The sequence below is a fragment of the Clostridioides sp. ZZV14-6153 genome (assembly GCF_020657855.1).
GTDB lineage: Bacteria > Bacillota > Clostridia > Peptostreptococcales > Peptostreptococcaceae > Clostridioides.
On record NZ_JAGWCZ010000001.1, the window covers coordinates 104574 to 124619 of the forward strand.

Consider the following 20046-nt stretch of genomic DNA (forward strand, 5'->3'; position numbering starts at 1 on the left):
AATTGAGGAGATTGAGTAGAATGAATATAGCATTAGTAGCACATGACCAAATGAAAAATACTATGGTAGGATTTTGTATAGGTTATGAAGCGATTTTAAAAAAATATGGACTATATGCAACTGGAACTACAGGAAAAAGAATAATGGATGAAACAGAATTAAAGATTACTAGATTGGCATCTGGACCTTTAGGCGGAGACCAGCAAATAGGTTCTTTAATAGTGACACAAGAGATAGATTTAGTTATTTTTTTGAGAGACCCACTTACATCTCAACCTCATGAAACAGATATACAAGCTTTGATAAGACTTTGTGATGTGTACCACGTTCCAATAGCTACAAATCTAGCTTCTGCGGAAATATTTATAAAAGCTCTTGATAGGGGAGAACTATCATGGAGAGAAGTTAGGAAGAACAAAAGTCAGCGTGTCTAATAAAAATAAATAGTATATAAAATTAGAGGTAGCTAAAATAGCTACCTCATTTTAATTTGTTCTATAAGATAAAAACTCTAATATAAGTTTTTTATATAATTTGAATGATGGACTATAGATATATGTCATTTAAATAAAAATAACTATTCAACTAATTTTGCAAATTTTGCACCAAATTCCATACATTCGTTTAATGTTTCTTCACTAGGGAAGAATTTTTTCTTAAGAGATTCTACAGGCATTTTGAATGTCATAGCTTTAAGTAAAGTTTCAGCCATAGTTATACCTTCACCACTCCAACCAAATGAACCAAATACTCCTGCTATCTTACCTTGATTAGCCATTGGGTCTATAACAGAGAATAAATCCCACATAGGTTTAACCATTGTTTTGTTTATAGTTGGAGAACCTAACAGTATTACTTTTGATACTACTAATGTATCATGCATCTCTGTCAATGTCATATTTTCTAAATCATATAATTCAGCTTTTGCACCTTCTTTATCAAGTCCTTCTTTTATCTTTTTAGCCATTTCTAAAGTGTTGCTATAAGCTGATAAGTAGAATATAGAAACTTGATTTTGATTAGTTGTATTAATAGCTTCTGTAGACCACTCAACATATCTCTTTACAGCCGCCATTGGGTCTTTAGTAAGCATTGGACCATGAGAAGTCAATATAGTATCAAATTCTATGTTCATTCCTACAACCTTATCTACAGCACTTAAAACGTGCTTAGCAAATGGCTTAACTATGCAATCATAGTAATGTTTAGCTGATTTTAGATAATCTTCACTGTTTACCACTTCTGCATCAACACTTGCAAAGTGACAACCAAATGCATCACAAGTTAAAAGAGTCTTGTCCTCTTCAATGTAAGTAAACATTGTATCAACCCAATGTAAGAATGGAGCAGTTATAAATTTAAGATTTCTCTTACCAATATTTAAAACTTCACCATCTTTTATTACATGACAATTAAAAGGTCTATTTATTTGACCATCTAAGTATAATTTAGCAGCTTTAGTACAATAAACTTCTATATTAGGATTTAAATCTAATAAGTATTTTAAACTACCAGCATGGTCTGGCTCTGTGTGATGGACTACAACATAGTCAATTTTAGCTATATCAGTAACTTCTGATAAATTACTTAAAAATTCATCCTTAAAATTTGCTTTTACTGTGTCAAATAAAACCGTTTTTTCGTCCTTTATTAAGTAAGAATTATAAGTTGTCCCAAACTCAGTTTCCATTATTATATCAAATACTTTTAAACCTTCATCTACTACACCAGTAAAGTAGATATCTTTTTTTACTTCAAAAACTTTACTCATTTTTAACCCTCCTAAAAATTATCATTATATAAATAACATACCCCATTTTGAGGTTAGTGAAACAAAAGATGTCATTATAAGTCACTAAAAACATAGTTTTATGTTTATAATATATCATATTTAGTAAAAAATCTGTATTTTAATAAAAATTTAATAGAAAATATTATTAAATATTTTTAGATATCCTATTTTGTGAATAATATAGCTTTTAAATTCAATATTTTAGTTATATTTTTGATAGAAAATATTTTATCGTGTATAATATTACTTATAAATAAGAATAAAAATAAAGAACTTGTTTGGAGGAATTTTAATAAATGAATAAAGTAGACTTGAAAAAAATCTTAAAAAAAGTAGAAAAGCCTGCTAGATATCTTGGGAATGAAATAAATTCAATTCATAAAGATACTAGTAATAGTGAATTGATAAGATATGCACATTGCTTTCCAGACCTGTATGAAGTTGGTATGAGTCATCTAGGGAGCCATATATTATACGATGTAATAAATAAAAGTGAAGATGTATCTTGTGAGAGAGTGTATTCTCCTGCTGTTGACATGGAAAATATAATGAGAGAAAAAAATATACCATTATTTGCATTAGAGTCAAGAGAGCCTATAACAAACTTTGATTTTGTTACTTTTACACTTCAATATGAACTTTCATACACTAATATCTTAAATATATTAGATTTAGCCAATATACCAATATTAAAAGAAGAAAGAAAATTGGAAGACCCATTTATAATGGTTGGTGGTCCTTGTGCTTATAACTCTGAACCTTTAGCAGATTTTGTAGATGTAGTAATATTAGGTGAAGGTGAAGAAGTTAACTTAGAAGTAGTAAATGAGTATAAAGAGTGGAAGAAAAATAAAACAACTAGAGATGATTTTTTATACAGAATATCAAGTATAGAAGGAGTATACATACCAAGTTTTTATGATGTTAAATACAATGAAGATGGCACAGTTCAAAGTGTAACTCCTAATAGAGAAGGGATTATTAAGAGTCCTACTAAGAGGATAATAAAAGATGTTGAAACTGTAGATTATCCAGAAAAATTAATAGTACCTTATATAGATACTGTTCATGATAGAATAGTGTTAGAATTGTTTAGAGGTTGTACAAGAGGATGTAGATTTTGTCAAGCTGGTATGATATACAGACCAATAAGAGAAAAGAGTGTTGAAAGACTTAAAGAGATACTTGACAAATTAGTTAAAAATACTGGATATGATGAGATATCATTATCATCACTTAGTACAAGTGATTATAGTAAGTTGTCTGAGCTTACTGATTATTTAGTAGACGAATATGCATCTAATAATATAGGAATTTCACTTCCATCACTTAGATTAGACAATTTCTCAATGGAGATTGCTGATAAAATACAACAAGTAAGAAAGTCTGGACTTACTTTTGCTCCAGAGGCAGGAACTCAGAGACTTAGAGACGTTATAAATAAAGGTGTTACAGAAGAAGACTTAGAAAATGCAACAGAAAGAGCTTTTGAAATGGGATGGAATAGTGTTAAACTATATTTTATGATTGGATTGCCAACTGAGACTTATGACGATTTGGATGGAATAGCCAAATTAGCTTATAAAGTTATTGATATTTACAGAAATGTAAATGGAGGAAAGCTAAAGAGAAGCTTTGGTGTTACAGTAAGTACATCTACATTTGTACCAAAACCATTTACACCTTTCCAGTGGCATGGTCAAGATACGACAGAAGAAGTAGTTGATAAGCAAAGACATTTAGTCAATAAATTGAGAAATAACAATATAAAATATAACTACCATGATTCAAAGACTAGCTTAATGGAAGCTGTAGTAGCTAGAGGAGATAGAAAGATAGGAAAAGTTATATATGACGCATTTAAATTAGGTGCAAAATTTGATGGCTGGGCAGAACACTTCAGTTTAGATATATGGAAGGAAGCTATGGAAAAAAATAATCTTTCTATAGATTTCTATGCACATAGAAATAGAGGGTATGAAGAGGTATTCCCTTGGGACCATATAGATGTAGGTGTAAGTAAAAAATTCTTGATTAGAGAAGATGAAAATGCTAAAAAAGAAAAAATCACTTCTGATTGCAGACATAATTGTAATGGTTGTGGAATAAATATACATGATATAGGAAGGGGGCTTTGTTAATATGAGTAAAATAATGAGAGTCAAATTTAAAAAAGAAGGTGATATGATATATATATCACACCTTGACCTTCAAAGATTATTACAAAGAGCATTTAGGAGAGCTGAAATAAATTTATCACATTCTCAAGGGTTTAACCCTCATCCTAAGATGAGTTATGGTAATGCTTTAGCATTAGGAACAGAAAGCCAAGGCGAGTATGTAGATATTGAGATAGAAGATGATTTATCGGTAGATGAGTTTTTAGGTAAAGTGTCAGTTCAACTTCCAGAGGGGATAGAATTTATTAAAGCAAAGGAAATTGATAGACAGACACCTTCTCTTTCTTCTGTGATAGATTATGGAGAGTATCTGTTTAATATAGATTTAAAAAGACCTTTGACTAAAGAATTTGTAAAAAGAAAAGTAATTGACTTTATGAATAATAAAGAAATAATCATAACAAAAAAGAATAAAAAAGGAAAAATGGTTGAAGTTGATATAAGACCTATGATAAGAACTTTTGATGTTTTAAATTTAGAAGATGACCATATTACTCTTACGGCTACTATAGCTACAGGCTCAAAAACTAATTTAAATACTAATATACTTATTCCTAAAATGTTAGAGATGTTTGAACTGGATATTGACCCATTAGAAGTTGATATATTGAGAAGAGATTTATATGTATTAGAAGATGGGGAATTAGTGACTCCTATGTAAGTTCGTGAGAGGTGAAGTTGTGAAGAAGATAGTTATTGAGTCCTTAATAGGGTCTCAGAAAACAGCAGTGCTTGAAGATGGAAAGTTAGTAGAACTTTTTGTTGAAGATAATTTAAATAAAAAAACTGTATCCAATATATATCGTGGAATTGTAAAAAAAGTTATACCAGGAATAGAAGCATGTTTTGTAGATATTGGATTTAAGAAACTTGCTTATTTACAGTTAAAAAAAGAAAGTACCATAAAATCTGGTCAAGATATTTTGGTTCAAGTAAATAAAGAAGAAATTGGTACTAAGGGTGCAAAATTAAATACTGAAATTAGTATATCTGGAAGGTATATTGTTTATATACCTTCCAACGACAGAACGACGATATCAAATAAAATTACTGATGAAAGAGAAAGATTTAGATTAAAAAAAATTACCAAAGCAGTGAATAAAGAAAATTTGGGGTTAATAATAAGAACTGAAGCTCAAGGATGTACTCATGATGAAATAAAAAAAGATATAGAAGAGTTGAAGTTGAAGTATGATAATATTTTAAAAGAATATAAACTTGGTATAGGACCAAAGTTATTATATAAGTCCTTAGATTTTGCAACTAAATATGTAAAAGACAATGTAAATGATGAGATTGAGTCTATAATTACCAATAATTATGATAAATATTGTGAATTAAAACCTACTTTGAAGCTTATAAATAATGATTATATTGATAAATTATGCCTTGAAGAAAATAAAGATGTATTTGATTTATATAGAATAGAATCTCAAATAGAAAAATTATTAAATGAAAAAGTATGGTTAAAGAGTGGTGGTTATTTAATAATAGAAAAGACAGAAGCTCTTACAGTTATAGATGTAAATACAGGTAAGTTTGTTGGAACTGGTAAACTTGATGAGACTGTTTATAAAACAAATATTGAAGCTGCAAAGGAAATTGTAAGACAACTTAGAATTAGAGATATAGCTGGAATAATAATAATTGATTTTATTGATATGTATAAAAAGAAATATCAAAATGAGGTATTACACATATTAGAGGAAGAGTTTAGTAAAGATAAGAGAAAAGCTGAAGTGTTAGGAATGACAAAACTTGGCTTAGTGGAAGTTGCAAGACGAAGAGAAAAAGAGTCTGTTGATAAGTATTATTTAATGGCTTGCCCATGCTGTGATGGAATGAAAACTATAAAATCTATACATCATATAGTAGATAGTGTCGAAAAAGAAATTATGAGAATAAGTGAGCATACAGTTTACAAAAACATAATAATAGAATTCAATGATTTTGTTTTTAAACAAATAAAAGAAGATTATATGGATATAATTGATAAAATTGGTGAAAAATATAATATAAAAATTTCTTTAAACGCAAACAGTGCATTAAAACACAACAAAACAAATGTTATTTTTGATAAAGTAGTTGACAATAAAATGTAAATATTTTATAATTAATAATTGTAATGCCGCACAGTAAAGGTCTAAATCTTCTAATGAAGTACCTTGTACTGGCGAGTTTGAGGCCGAGGAGGTGTATTTAATGTACGCTATAGTAAAGACTGGTGGAAAGCAATATAAAGTTTCTGAAGGTGATGTATTATTCGTTGAAAAGTTAGAAGCTAACGCAGGTGATGTTGTTACTTTAAACGAAGTATTAGCTTGCTCTAAAGATGGAGAATTAAAATTAGGTTCTCCAGTAGTAGAAGGAGCATCTGTTCAAGCAAAAGTTGTTGAGCAAGGTAAAGCTAAGAAAGTTATAGTTTTCAAGTATAAAGCAAAAAAAGATTACAGAAGAAAACAAGGACATCGTCAATCATACACTAAGATAGTTGTAGAAAAAATCAACGCTTAGTTATTGGACTAGTTATGATAAAGGTTAAATATTATTATAATGATGATTTCTTGTTGCAAGGTTTTTGTTTAAAGGGACATGCTGATTTTGCTGAAATAGGCTATGATATAGTCTGTGCTGCAGTTACGTCTAATGCTATTGCAGTTATAAACTCTTTAGACAAGTTACAAAAGATTGAATTTGAAAAAGTAGTAGGAGAAGAGGGGCATATCGAATGTATAGTTAAAGATACATATCTAAAAGATGCACAGTTATTACTAAATCACTTTCAATTAGCGGTTGAAGAAATTAAACGGGAATACCCAAAAAATATAAAAATTTTAAAAAAGTAGGGGGTGACTCCATATGTTAAACATGAATTTACAATTATTAGCATCTAAAAAAGGGGTAGGTTCTTCTAAAAATGGTAGAGATTCTATATCTAAAAGATTAGGTGTTAAGAGATTCGATGGGCAATTAGTAACTGCTGGAAGTATAATAGTTAGACAAAGAGGAACTAAAATACATCCAGGAACTAATGTTGGAAAAGGTAGCGATGATACTTTATTTGCATTAGTTGATGGTACTGTTAAATTCGAAAGAAAAGACAAGAAGAGAAAAAAAGTTAGTATATATCCAGTAGCAATAGCTGAGTAATATACATAAAAGGAGTGTTGAGGCACTCCTTTTTCTTATAATACTGATGAATTTATAATAGTATTTTTGGTAATGCTAATTAAAAGTTTTTAATTAAGTAGGTGAAGAATTTGTTTATAGATAAAGCGAGAATATTTATTAAAGCTGGAAATGGTGGAAATGGTTCGGTAGCATTTAGAAAAGAAAAATATGTTCCAGCTGGTGGGCCAGATGGTGGAGATGGTGGTCGTGGAGCGAGCATCATATTTGAAGTTGATTTAGGTCTTAGAACATTAATGGACTTTAAATACCAGAAAAAATATCAAGCTCAACATGGTGGCGACGGTAGCAAAGGTAAAAGAGCTGGTAAAAATGGAGAAAGCTTAATATTAAAAGTACCAGCAGGTACAGTAATAAGAGATGAAGCGACAGGTCTTGTATTAGCAGATTTAAAGAAAGAAGGAGATACAGCAGTAGTTGCAAAAGGTGGTATAGGTGGTAAAGGTAATCAACACTTTGCAAATGCAGTAAGACAAGCTCCGGCTTTTGCAAAGTCTGGTACAGATGGAGAAGAAAGATGGATAACTCTTGAACTTAAAATGATAGCAGATGTAGGTCTTTTAGGATTTCCAAATGTAGGTAAGTCAACATTTTTATCAGTTGTAACTAAAGCTAAGCCAAAAATTGCAAACTATCATTTTACAACATTGACACCAAATTTAGGTGTTGTTCAAACTAAGTTTGGAGATAGTTTTGTATTGGCAGATATACCTGGAATTATAGAGGGTGCTTCTGAAGGTATAGGATTAGGTCATGAATTCTTAAGACATGTTGAAAGAACTAAGGTATTGATACATATTGTAGATATATCTGGACTAGAAGGTAGAGACCCGATTGAGGATTTTGACAAAATAAATGATGAGCTTAAATTATATAATGAGAAGCTTTCAACAAGACCTCAGGTTGTAGTTGCAAATAAATTTGATATATTGGAAGATGAAAGCCAATTTGAAAAATTTAAGGATGAATTAGAAGGTAGAGGATATACAGTATTTAAGATGTCTGCAGCAACTCGTCAAGGAATAGATGATGTAATTGCCTATGTTTCTAAAATGTTAAAAGAAGTAGAAGATGTGGAATTAGTTTCAGAAGAAGAAATGTATAGACCAGAACTTGATATTGGAACAGAGGAAGAATTAAACATAGATGTTGAAGATGGTGTATATGTAGTTACAGGTAAGGCACTTAGAAGAATAATGTATTCTGTGAATTTTGATGATATGGAATCACTTCAATATTTCCAAAAAGCTATGGAAGGTCAAGGTGTATTTGACAGGCTTAGAGCGATGGGAATTGAAGATGGGGATGTAGTTAGAATTTACGAATTAGAATTTGAATTTTACAATTAATTTTGATATAGAATTATAGAGGTGATAATATGTTAAAAGGAAAGCAAAGAGCATATTTAAGATCTTTAGCAAATACTTTAAAGCCTACTACACAAATTGGTAAGGAAGGCGTTACAGAAAGCTTTTTAGAGCAATTAGAGGATATGCTAAGAGTTAGAGAACTAGTAAAGGTTACTATACTAGAAAATGCAGGTCTTGATGCTAAAGAAACTGCTAATGCAGTATGTGAAGCTTTAAGAGCAGAGTTTGTTCAAGCTATTGGTTTTAAATTTACTATTTACAAGAGAAATATTGATGAGCCTAAGATACTTTTCCCAGGGCATGAACAGGCAAAAGCTAAGGTTAAAAATAACAATGTTACAAAAAAAGGTAAACCAACTAAAAGAGCAGTTAGATAATTAATTAGATTATTTTAGAAATAATAAGTTAAAAAATATAGTGACAATTAGAAAAAATTGTATTATACTATTAACAATAAATTTAAATTAGCAATCTTATCAAGAGAGGCAGAGGGACTGGCCCTATGAAGCCCGGCAACCAGTATATTTTAATATACATTGGTGCTAAATCCTGCAGCAATTACGCTGAAAGATGAGTATAAACCCGTCATATGGCTTGAGTTTATACTCAAGCTTTTTTAATTGGCATATTTATATATATAAATAAATTAATATAATCAAAGATGATGGGGGTATGTAACAGTGAAGATAGGAATATTAGGGTATGGAACAGTAGGAAGTGGATTAATAGATTTAATAGAGAATAATACTTCAAAAAGAGAAATAGAAATAGTTGGAATTTTAGTTAAAAATAAAGAGAAGCATAAATCAAAGAGATATTTTGATAAGGTAACAACAGATATAGAAGATATATTTAACAAAGATATTGATATATTAGTCGAAGTAATTGGAGGACTAAATCCAGCTCTTGATTATGTAACAAGAGCTCTAAATAAAAAAATACATGTAGTAACAGCAAATAAAGATTTATTAGCTGAAAGAGGTAGTGACCTTATAGAGCTGGCTAACTTAAATGATGTTAGCATTAAATTTGAAGCATCAGTAGCAGGTGGTATTCCAGTTTTAAAGCCATTAATAGAATCATTAGAAGGTAATAGTATAAAAAGTATAAATGCTATTTTAAATGGAACATGCAACTTTATATTATCAAAGATGTATGATGAAAATTTACCATATGATGTAGCTTTAAAACAAGCACAAGAGCTAGGCTTTGCAGAAGTTAATCCAGATGCAGATGTTTTAGGATATGATAGTGCTAGAAAATTATCTATATTATCTACTTTATCTTATGGGAAAATAGTATATTGGAAAGATTTATTATTAGAAGGAATAACTTCAATAGATGAAAAGGATATAGAATATGCTAAGAAATTAAATTGTAAGATAAAATTAGTTGCTAGAAGTAAATATGAATTGGGTGAAGTAAGTGGATTTGTTAGACCAGCATTGGTGGATAATGATAATATGCTGTCTAAAATAGATAATGAATTTAATGTAGTAATTATAGTGGGAGACTCAGTAGGAGAACTTTCTTTTGTAGGTAAGGGTGCTGGAAGAGGTGCAACAGGAAGTGCTGTTTATGCTGATATCATAGATATAATAGATAATAGGAGTTCAAATATAAAGTCTTTTTCAAAAGGTAAATTGGATTTGAGTGGTCTTATAGAAGATGAATGTAGTGCGGTAGTCAGATTTAGTGAATATAATAGAGAGGGCATTTTAAAATGTTTAGATAAGTATGTAGATAGCTATAATATTATAGATGAAGAGGAGCTTGCTATTTTTGTAAATGCAAAATCAGAGCATGAAATTGACAGGTTCTTAGAAGATGTAAAAAGAAATGACTATAGTAAGTCAGTTAAAAAACTATTAAAAGTAGATTAAAACATCTATGTAATGATTGTAAAAATTTAAAGGTGAAGAAAAACAAACGTTTATTTTGTTTTTCTTCACCTTTTTAACATCTGGTGACTTAATAAGATAATAGAAAAATAGATAGATTATAACATTTTACTTATTCAATAAAAAAATTTTCACTAGCCTCGTTAATAGCTTGCTGGGTTACCCTTATATATCGCTGTGTAGTGGCTACAGAACTATGGTTTAAGAGTTCTTTAACTAATTCTAAGTTATTGTTACTCTTTTCAAATTGAGTAGTAGCATAGAGCTTTCTGAAGCTATGTGTGCTTATGTTATACAAATTTAAGTATTTACAAATTATCCTCAATTGTTTCTGGATAGCTTTTGTCTTTATATTTACTAAGTAGTCATCTGATTTAAGATTATACTTTCTTGCATGTTCATTTATAGATTCAATTATATTTTTGTTAACAGGTCTATACTGTAGTTTACCCGTTTTTTTTTCGTTTATTTCCAACATATTACCTTTAAAATTACCTATTTTTAATCTTAAAATATCTGATATTCTTAGACCTAAATTAGCTTCTAACATTAGTGCTAATGCAACCTTAGGATTCTTTCTAAATCTTTTTTCAACGCCATTTTCACTATAAATAAAGCCCGTATGTAGTAGTTCCATTATCTTTTTATATTCGTCTATTTCTATAGGTCTTGTTGCCATTTTCAACCACTCCTCTTAGTTTGATTTGATAAGTTTAGGTCGGTATTTATTATATAATATAAATGAAATATTATATATTGGAAAAATATACCAATTAGTTTATATAAGTGTGCTATATGTGATTAAGGAGAATTTTTGAAAAATATTGTTATAAAAAATTATCAAAATTGTGATGAAGTAACTATGATGATAAAGTAATTAAAAAGGTTATTAAGATTATGACAAATATAATTAGAAAATGGAAGCGTTTAGTTAATTTTTATACATTTTATTTTTTTCGAAATAAGTTTTTTATAAAAAAAGTATTTTTATATCTAATCAATTTTCCGCTTGTAGATAAATTTCTCATGTGTTTTTTAGCAACAAATAAAGCTGAAATTAAGTAAATTATTATTATAATTTGAAGAATCGTGTCATAATAGCTAATATAATAGAACCAAATTAGATTATTATATATGATATTATATGTATCAGCAAAGCTAGAAACTAATACAGTAGAGTTTGCAATAGGATAAAGTATAAAAATAAATAAACCTGCTAAAAGTCCATGTGCAAACTTACTTAGTATGTATAATTTTAAGTCTATATCTGTTTTTGATAAAAATGTACAACATTGAGCTAGTATAGATAATCCACTAAATCCTATCAGAAAACTAGCTAAAGATGCTCTGAGGATTTCTGGGGCACTTGTTATACTAGATACCTTATTACAACCAATTGTGATTTCAAATAGGCCACTTACAAATGCTTGACAGAGTTCCTTGTTGACACCTAAAAGTGAAAGAGGTAAATATATAACTGATGCTATTAATGAGATTACATTAAATAGTGATAGTATTTTAAATACTACCGAAAAAACAATTACAAATCCACCAACTGTAAGTAATGTATTTACTCCATTAAAGACAGCATTTCCAAATAGAACAAAAAACCCATTACCACTAGAACTTCTAATATTAATTGTGTTTTTTATGTTTGTTTTTAAATCTAATTTTGTCTTTGGAAGATTTTCATTTCCATAATTTCTAAAAAAAAGACCAACCAATATAGTTCCCAAGTAATGACATAAAATCATCAAGTAACCTAAATTTGAATTTTGAAACATACCTGTACCAACTGAGCCTATTATAAATAAAGGTCCTGATGTAGAACAAAAAGATACAAGTCTTTGGGCTTCATACTTAGAAATCTGTTTATTGCTTCTAAATTCAGAAGCTAGACTTGCTCCCACTGGATAACCAGATACTGCTGATATTGCAAAAGCTAAAGCACTTTTTCCTGATACATTAAACACAAGTCTAGTTATGGGATTAATAATAAACCCTATAATATCTACTATTTTTAAATCGACAATTAGGTTTGCACCAATTATAAAAGGGAGTAGTGATGGGACTAGAACATTAGACCATATGGAAAAACCCTCTCTTGCAGATTTTATAGCTTCATTTGGGTATAAGATAATGCCTAAAACTAGAACTCCAACTATGATAGCAGGAGCGAAAAAACCAATAATTTTATTTTTTTTCATAATATCACCTGTAAATTTGAGTTATAAGATATTATATTAAAAGTAACAAAAATATATGAATGTAATGGCTTAAGATATATAATAGATATATATAACAACGACTACTACATGGGAGGAAAAAATGTTTAATAGTATAGCTAGTAAAAAAGTTTATGAACAAGTAATTGAGCAAATTCAACATAAGATATTAAATGGAGAGTTAAAAAAGGGTGATAAACTACTGTCTGAAAGAGAATTGTCTGAACAAATGAATGTAAGTAGAACCTCCATTAGAGAAGCTATCAGAGTTTTAGAAACTATGGGTGTGATAGAAAGCAGACAAGGTGAGGGTAATTTTATATGCACAAATATAGACAAAACTTTAATAGAGCCTCTATCTATGATTTTTAAACTGAATAATGGTACACTTGAAGACATACTAGAGCTTAGAATAATTTTAGAAATTGAGATTGCAAAACTTGCTTCAAAGAGAATAACTTCTTCTGAATCTATAGAATTAAAAAGTATAATAGATGAAATGAGAATAGAAACCAAGAAAAAAGATAATAATCAAATTTTGGTTTTATTAGATCAAAAATTTCACAGCAAATTGGCTACAATAAGTAAAAATTATTTAATTCAAAGTCTTTTTATAACAGCATCAAAATTGTTTGATGGATTTATAGAAGATGCAAGAGAGAAGATAATTGCAGAACCTTTAAATGAAACTATCTTACTTAAGCAACATGAAGCTATATATAATGCAGTTATAGAAAATAATATGGAACTTGCACATGAAAAAGCGAAAGAGCATATGAGATTTATAAGCAAAAACTATAGAAAAAATGAAAATTAAAAGTTTGTTATAAAATAAATTATTCTTGTAAATAGAAGATAATGGTACTATTATATAACTATAAAACTGGTATGACCACATACCAATTTTATAGTTTATTATAATGGGAGATTAAAAATGGTAAAGTTAAAAGTACCTTATTCAAAGCAAGGAATGATTTTAGAAATACCTAACAAACGTTTTCTTGGTGTCTTGGAATCAAAGTTGGATAATTATGTAAAACATAAGGCGCAAGAAGAAATAGTTGAAGAATCCATGAATAATCCAATAGGCTCTTTATTATTGGAAGAGTTAGTTAAAGGAAAAAAGAATGTAGTTATAATTACGAGTGACCATACGAGACCTGTTCCAAGTAAAGTAACTATGCCAATTCTTTTAAGAAGAATCAGGAAAGCTAATCCTAAAATTGATGTGAAGATTATAGTAGCAACTGGTTTTCATAGGCCAAGTACAAGAGAAGAATTAGTTTATAAGATGGGAGAAGAAATTGTAGATAATGAAGAAATAATCATGCATATATCTACTGATGATGAAGCTATGTGCAAGGTGGGTGTATTACCTTCAGGTGGGGATTTATATATAAATAAACTTGCATATGAGGCAGAACTTTTAATCGCGGAAGGTTTTATAGAACCGCATTTTTTTGCAGGTTTCTCAGGAGGAAGAAAAAGTGTACTCCCAGGAATAGCCTCTGCAAAAACTATAATGTATAACCATTGTAGTGATTTTATAGATAGTGACAATTCGAGAACTGGAAAATTAAAAAATAATCCTATTCATGAAGATATGGTATATGCAGCTAAGGTTGCTAAACTAGCATTTATATTGAATGTTGTAATAGATAAAGAGAAAAAAGTAATAGCATCATTTGCTGGTGATGTCGAAAAAGCACATACCAAAGGTTGTGAATTTGTAACAGAGCTTTCAAAAGTAAATTCCATAAAGTCAGATATTGTAGTGAGTACAAATGGTGGATACCCATTAGACCAAAATATTTATCAAGCAGTTAAAGGTATGACAGCAGCAGAGGCTACATGTAAAGAAGGTGGAGTAATAATAATGATTGCAGCATGTAATGATGGTCATGGAGGTCAATCCTTTTATGAAAATGTAGCAAACGCAGATTCTCCAAAACAACTTTTAGAAAAAATTAGGAGTGTTGGCAGATGTGATACAATTCCAGACCAATGGGAATTTCAGATATTAGCAAGAATACTATCTAAGTATACTGTAATAATGGTAACAGATAAGTGTAGTCCTGAAATGATAAAGAAAATGCATATGAAACATGCATTTAATTTTAAGGATGCTTTAGATATGGCTACTAATATAGTCGGTGAAGATAGTAAAGTTACAGTTATACCTGATGGAGTATCAGTGATAGTTAAATAAAAAAGGGGTGTAGTTTATGGAAATTTTGACATGTATTAAACAAGTACCTGGAACAACCGCAGTAGAGGTTGATGAATCCACAGGTGTACTAAAGAGAGATGGAGTAGATTCAAAAATGAATCCTTATGATTTATATGCTTTAGAAACAGCACTTAGAATAAAAAAAGACACAAAAGCGAATCTAAAAGTACTTACTATGGGTCCTCCACAAGCAAAGAAGGTAATAGAAGAGAGTTTTATGATGGGGGCAGATGAAGGAGCTTTAATAAGCGATAGAAGATTTGGAGGAGCAGATGTATTGGCAACTTCTTACACTATATCGCAAGGCATTAGAAAAATGGGTAGAGTAGACTTAATAATTTGTGGAAAACAAACTACTGATGGTGATACAGCACAGGTTGGACCTGAAGTAGCTGAGTTTTTAGATATACCTCATGTAACTAATGTTACAAAATTGATTGAAATCAAAGAGAAAAGCATAGTTGTTGAAATAGATATGCCAAATGATTTACAAGTATGTGAAATTGAGTATCCATGTTTGATAACAGTAGAAAAAGATATTTTTCAACCAAGATTGCCTTCATTTAAGTTAAAGCTAGAGACTAGAGAAAGAAAAATACCTGTGTACAGTCTAGAAGATTTTGAAGACAAGGACGAAAATAATTATGGATTAAATGGTTCTCCTACTCAAGTTGTAAGAATATTTCCTCCTAAGCCAAATACAGATAAAAATATTATGAGGGGAAATGCAGAAGAGTTAAGTACTGCACTTATAAATAAATTAGAGGAATTAAAATTAGTCTAAGGGGGAAGAAGAAATGTCAAAAATAGTTGTAAATCAAGATAAAATAACTGATTTGAAAAGAGTACTAGAAATTTGTCCTTTTGGTGCTATAGAAGAAAAATCAGGTAAGGTAGAAATAAGTGCTGGCTGTAAGATGTGCAAATTGTGTGTCAAAAGTGGACCCAAAGGTGCATTTGAATTTATAGAGAGTGATAAAGCAAAAATAAATAAGGATGAATGGAAAGGAGTGGCAGTATATGTAGAACATCATAATGGGAATATACATCCTGTAACATATGAACTTATAGGGAAAGCTCGTGAAATGGCATCAAAAATAAAGCAACCTGTATATTGTGTATTTGTAGGAAAAGGTATAAAAGATAAATGTAAGAATCTTATCTCTTATGGTATTGATGAAGTATTTGTATATGATGAAGATGAATTTAAAGAGTTTAGGATAGAACCATATGCAAAAGCAATAGAAAATTTTATAAATAAAATAAAACCAACAATAATGTTGGTTGGTGGAACTACATTAGGTAGGTCATTAGCTCCAAGGCTTGCTGCTAGATTTAAAACAGGGCTTACAGCAGATTGTACAATACTTGATGTGCAATCAAACACTGATTTAGACCAAATAAGACCAGCATTTGGTGGAAATATAATGGCTCACATAAATACACCTAATAATAGACCTCAATTTGCCACTGTAAGATATAAAATATTTTCAGCTCCAGAAAAGGTAGAAAATGCAACAGGAAAAATGACTTTATGTGAAATAGAAAAAAAAGAGCTAAAATCTAAGATTAAAGTACTGAGTGTAAAGGAAAAAAATAAAGAAGTTGGTCTTGAAGAAGCAGAAGTAATAGTAGTTGCAAGTAGAGCAATAAAGAAACAGGAAGATATGGATATGATATATAAATTAGCTGACAAGTTAAATGCTCAAGTAGCAGGAACAAGACCGATTATAGAAGCAGGTTGGATAGATGCTAAAAAACAAATAGGTCTTAGTGGTAGAACTGTCAAGCCTAAATTAATAATAACTTGTGGTGTATCTGGAGCTGTTCAATTTGTTGCAGGAATGCAAGGAGCTGATTATATAGTAGCTATAAATAAAGATGATAAGGCACCTATACTTGATGTAGCACACTTAGCTTTAATAGGAGATATTTATGATATTATTCCTAAATTGATTAAAAAAATAGAAAATAAAAAAGATGATAAGCAAATATATGTGGCATCAGCAGCTGAATAGGGGGATAGAAATGTATAAATCAATTGATAAAAAAGATATAAATTTTTTAATAGATATTTGTGGAGATGAAAATGTAGTAGTTGGAAGTGATATAAATGAAGATTTTTCACATGATGAACTTGGAGGAATAGAAAAATACCCTGAAGTTTTAGTAAATGTGCTTGAAACTGAGCAAGTATCTAAAATAATGAAATATGCATATGAAAACAATATACCAGTTACGCCAAGAGGACAAGGAACTGGTCTTGTAGGAGCTGCTGTTGCCATAAATGGTGGAATAATGATTAATCTATGTAAAATGAATAAAATACTTGAGGTTGATTATGAAAATCTAACATTGACAGTAGAACCAGGAGTTTTGCTTATGACAATAGGTCAATATGTTCAAGAGAGAGATTTATTTTATCCACCTGACCCAGGTGAGAAGAGTGCTACAATAGCAGGTAATATAAATACTAATGCAGGTGGAATGAGAGCAGTAAAATATGGTGTTACAAGAGATTATGTTAGAGGTCTTGAAGTAGTATTACCAAATGGAGAAGTTATAAATATAGGGGGAAAAGTAGTTAAAAATAGTTCTGGATATAGCATAAAAGATTTATTAATAGGTTCAGAAGGAACTCTAGGAATAGTTACAAAGGCGATATTAAAATTACTTCCTTTACCAAAGAAAAGTGTAAGTTTACTTATACCTTTTCCAAATTTATCAATGGCAATAGAGACTGTTCCTAAAATAATAAAATCAAAATCAATACCAACAGCCATAGAATTTATGGAAAGAGACGTAATATTGGCTGCGGAAGAATTTTTAGGTAAAAAGTTTCCAGATAATACATCAGATGCTTATCTTTTACTTACGTTTGATGGAAATAGTATTGAAGATATAGAAAAAGAATATGAAAAAGTCGCTAATCTGTGTTTAGAAAATGGAGCATTAGATGTATTTATATCAGATACACAAGAAAGAAATGATTCCATCTGGTCAGCCAGAGGGGCTTTCTTAGAAGCTATAAAGGCATCTACAACAGAAATGGATGAATGCGATGTCGTTGTACCAAGAGACAGGGTAGCAGAGTTTATAAGATATACTCATGAGCTTCAAGATGAGTTAAAAATAAGAATAAAAAGTTTTGGTCATGCAGGTGATGGAAATCTACACATATATATATTAAAAGATGGTATGGATGAACATACTTGGAAATCAAGATTAAAAGAAACTTTTGACTGTATGTATAAAAAATCTAGAGAACTTAATGGTCAAGTCTCAGGTGAACATGGTATAGGATATGCAAAAAAAGAGTATTTACATGAATCAAACTCAGATGCCTATATGATGTTAATTAAAAATATAAAAGTAGCTTTTGACCCTAAAAATATTTTAAATCCAGGAAAGATATATTAAATATATAAATGTTATTTTTTAATATAAAAGTTATAAAAAACAGATTTAAATTTAATAACTTAAATTTACTTTTTAATGTTAATATTACTTGTAAATATTAATATTATTTATAAAGATTTTAGGATGGCAATGTTTACTTAACTTTAAAAATATGAAATGTTATTTAAGTTAAGTTGATGTTACCATCCTAAAAATATGAATGCACATGTGAAGCATATTTTATCCATAAAAAATATTTTTAATTAGAAATACATCTTATTAATTTGATGAGGTTATTTAAAATTGATAAAGCTATTTAAAAAACTTACTTTACATAGATTGGATGAGTGTAAAAGTCCATAGGACCTTTTATTAAATCTTTATTATTTCTGTAATATACTGAGTTGTATATATTTGTAGATTTTATGTCATAACTTATAAGTGTTTTAAAAATCGCATCATCTAATGAAAATGATATATTTGAAAATTTATTTATTATTTCTATGTTAGATTTATTTTTTATCTCTTTTAGAATTTCTCTACCTTTGTCATTGAAAGCAAGTATTCTTATATAAGGAACAGTGTCTATATCTTTTATAAGGTGAATATCGCTTTTTCTTATGCCTAACAATATATTATTTAAAGTTCTCTTGATTTTAGTTAAAGTATATCTCTTAGATTTAATTGATAATTGTAATTCGTATAAAGAGTTAGATGTAAAAATGTCTTTGTAAATTTTATTTTCTATACCTTCATTTACTTCAAAATAATCCTTTAAATTGGATATGTCTCTAAGTACTATTGTTTTTAAAGTATCAAAAAATAATTCATCAAACATAGGAAAAAATTTACTATCTATTTTTTCATTTAATATATTATAAGTTTTTTCTGGAATAACTCTTTTTAATTGAGATATATTGCAATTTTCTTTAAGTGAAGTTCTTATAGCAGTAGCAGAGCAAATACTATTATCAATTTCTTTAGAGTTGTATTCTGACTGAACTCTGGAAATAGTAACTGGCTTTATATTACTGTTTAAATTGATAAGATTTTTTATATATTCTATACCAAGTATATTATTTGATGAATTTAATATTTTTAATAATTGTTCTTTTGTAGTTTTTTGAGCTAAGTTGTTGTTTTCATATTGGTGTATATAATCAAAAAGTGAATTAGCTCTAGCCGCTGGAAATAACATACCATCATCTAAATATTTTTTTAAAAGCAATTTAAATTCCTTTGGCTCATTTGCTAAAATCTCTGCAATACTGTAAAGAATATCTGTGTTTCCCTCTTCACTACCAAAACATACAGAACTTATACAATTTAGAGAATTTAAAATTGTTATGGCACCATGAGAAAAAATTTCAGCACTTTGGCAAGCAAACATAGTTGGTAATTCTATAACTAAGTCTACACCATTTTCGACAGCAATTTTTGCTCTAGTATATTTATCAAATAAAGCTGGTTCACCTCTTTGAAGAAAGTTTCCACTCATGATTGCCACTGTATGTGTTGCATTTGTTTTTTCTATAGATTTAGATAAATGATAGATATGTCCATTATGAAATGGGTTATATTCAACTATTAATCCAAGTATATTCATAAAATGCTCCTTTTATCTTTGTTTATTTTATATACATTGTAATTTATTATAATATATATAAAATTTAAATTTTTAATTATCTAGCTAAAAAACATAAAAAAATTTGTTAAAATGTAGAAATACTACATAACAAGAAATCAGTTAAGTGTTATTA

Annotated in this window: 19 protein-coding genes and 1 riboswitch; of the genes, 15 read left to right on the forward strand and 4 right to left on the reverse strand. The window is 29.2% G+C overall.

The window, feature by feature from the left end:
• Positions 1-20: 20 nt before the first annotated feature.
• Positions 21-434: a methylglyoxal synthase gene (locus tag KGF46_RS00480; RefSeq protein ID WP_227827075.1), complete on the forward strand. Its 414-nt coding sequence runs from the start codon at positions 21-23 to the stop codon at positions 432-434.
• A 143-nt stretch (positions 435-577) separates the two neighbouring features.
• Here the strand turns inward: KGF46_RS00480 and KGF46_RS00485 are convergent, their stop codons facing one another.
• The gene (locus tag KGF46_RS00485) at positions 578-1771 is read right to left on the reverse strand and encodes an FprA family A-type flavoprotein (RefSeq protein WP_227861748.1); all 1194 of its coding nucleotides are present in this window, start codon (positions 1769-1771) and stop codon (positions 578-580) included.
• 317 nt (positions 1772-2088) lie between these two features.
• On the opposite strand from KGF46_RS00485, the gene KGF46_RS00490 reads away from it, so the two are divergent.
• The 9 genes from KGF46_RS00490 (at position 2089) to KGF46_RS00530 (ending at position 10414) form a co-directional block, all read left to right on the forward strand.
• Positions 2089-3933 (forward strand): TIGR03960 family B12-binding radical SAM protein, encoded by a 1845-nt coding sequence (locus tag KGF46_RS00490; RefSeq protein WP_227827077.1) that lies wholly within the window; start codon positions 2089-2091, stop codon positions 3931-3933.
• A gap of 1 nt (position 3934) precedes the next feature.
• Positions 3935-4633, forward strand: a complete 699-nt coding sequence (locus KGF46_RS00495) for a TIGR03936 family radical SAM-associated protein (RefSeq protein ID WP_227827078.1) — start codon at positions 3935-3937, stop codon at positions 4631-4633.
• A 19-nt stretch (positions 4634-4652) separates the two neighbouring features.
• Positions 4653-6074, forward strand: a complete 1422-nt coding sequence (locus tag KGF46_RS00500) for an Rne/Rng family ribonuclease (protein WP_227854594.1) — start codon at positions 4653-4655, stop codon at positions 6072-6074.
• Between the two features lie 100 nt (positions 6075-6174).
• Positions 6175-6486: a 50S ribosomal protein L21 gene (gene rplU / locus KGF46_RS00505; protein WP_003419082.1), complete on the forward strand. Its 312-nt coding sequence runs from the start codon at positions 6175-6177 to the stop codon at positions 6484-6486.
• Between the two features lie 14 nt (positions 6487-6500).
• Positions 6501-6818 (forward strand): ribosomal-processing cysteine protease Prp, encoded by a 318-nt coding sequence (locus KGF46_RS00510; RefSeq protein ID WP_227839894.1) that lies wholly within the window; start codon positions 6501-6503, stop codon positions 6816-6818.
• 13 nt (positions 6819-6831) lie between these two features.
• Positions 6832-7122: a 50S ribosomal protein L27 gene (gene rpmA / locus KGF46_RS00515; RefSeq protein ID WP_003419086.1), complete on the forward strand. Its 291-nt coding sequence runs from the start codon at positions 6832-6834 to the stop codon at positions 7120-7122.
• 110 nt (positions 7123-7232) lie between these two features.
• Positions 7233-8510, forward strand: a complete 1278-nt coding sequence (gene obgE, locus KGF46_RS00520) for a GTPase ObgE (RefSeq protein WP_227827472.1) — start codon at positions 7233-7235, stop codon at positions 8508-8510.
• 29 nt (positions 8511-8539) lie between these two features.
• Positions 8540-8908, forward strand: a complete 369-nt coding sequence (locus KGF46_RS00525; protein WP_227434088.1) for a YhbY family RNA-binding protein — start codon at positions 8540-8542, stop codon at positions 8906-8908.
• A 93-nt stretch (positions 8909-9001) separates the two neighbouring features.
• Positions 9002-9108: riboswitch (SAM riboswitch) on the forward strand.
• A 103-nt stretch (positions 9109-9211) separates the two neighbouring features.
• Positions 9212-10414 carry a homoserine dehydrogenase gene (locus KGF46_RS00530; protein ID WP_227827081.1) on the forward strand — a complete coding sequence of 401 codons (1203 nt, stop codon included), beginning with the start codon at positions 9212-9214 and terminating at the stop codon, positions 10412-10414.
• A gap of 130 nt (positions 10415-10544) precedes the next feature.
• Here KGF46_RS00530 and KGF46_RS00535 read toward each other — a convergent pair whose 3' ends face one another.
• Both KGF46_RS00535 and KGF46_RS00540 read right to left on the reverse strand, forming a co-directional pair.
• Positions 10545-11111 (reverse strand): tyrosine-type recombinase/integrase, encoded by a 567-nt coding sequence (locus tag KGF46_RS00535; RefSeq protein ID WP_227434090.1) that lies wholly within the window; start codon positions 11109-11111, stop codon positions 10545-10547.
• A 268-nt stretch (positions 11112-11379) separates the two neighbouring features.
• The gene (locus KGF46_RS00540) at positions 11380-12639 is read right to left on the reverse strand and encodes a nucleoside recognition domain-containing protein (protein ID WP_227839900.1); all 1260 of its coding nucleotides are present in this window, start codon (positions 12637-12639) and stop codon (positions 11380-11382) included.
• Positions 12640-12760: 121 nt separating this feature from the next.
• Here KGF46_RS00540 and KGF46_RS00545 point away from each other — a divergent pair, with 121 nt between their 5' ends.
• From KGF46_RS00545 to KGF46_RS00565, 5 genes are all read left to right on the forward strand, one after another.
• Positions 12761-13474 carry a FadR/GntR family transcriptional regulator gene (locus KGF46_RS00545; RefSeq protein WP_227841985.1) on the forward strand — a complete coding sequence of 238 codons (714 nt, stop codon included), beginning with the start codon at positions 12761-12763 and terminating at the stop codon, positions 13472-13474.
• Between the two features lie 117 nt (positions 13475-13591).
• The gene (larA, locus tag KGF46_RS00550) at positions 13592-14866 is read left to right on the forward strand and encodes a nickel-dependent lactate racemase (RefSeq protein WP_227827085.1); all 1275 of its coding nucleotides are present in this window, start codon (positions 13592-13594) and stop codon (positions 14864-14866) included.
• Between the two features lie 16 nt (positions 14867-14882).
• On the forward strand, positions 14883-15671 hold the full coding sequence (locus KGF46_RS00555) for an electron transfer flavoprotein subunit beta/FixA family protein (protein WP_227827086.1): 789 nt from the start codon (positions 14883-14885) through the stop codon (positions 15669-15671).
• 13 nt (positions 15672-15684) lie between these two features.
• Positions 15685-16905 (forward strand): FAD-binding protein, encoded by a 1221-nt coding sequence (locus KGF46_RS00560; RefSeq protein WP_227827087.1) that lies wholly within the window; start codon positions 15685-15687, stop codon positions 16903-16905.
• Between the two features lie 10 nt (positions 16906-16915).
• The gene (locus KGF46_RS00565) at positions 16916-18307 is read left to right on the forward strand and encodes an FAD-binding oxidoreductase (RefSeq protein WP_227841984.1); all 1392 of its coding nucleotides are present in this window, start codon (positions 16916-16918) and stop codon (positions 18305-18307) included.
• Between the two features lie 304 nt (positions 18308-18611).
• Here the strand turns inward: KGF46_RS00565 and KGF46_RS00570 are convergent, their stop codons facing one another.
• Complete coding sequence (locus KGF46_RS00570; protein WP_227827089.1) at positions 18612-19892, reverse strand: nucleotidyltransferase; 1281 nt, start codon at positions 19890-19892, stop codon at positions 18612-18614.
• Positions 19893-20046 lie beyond the last annotated feature (154 nt).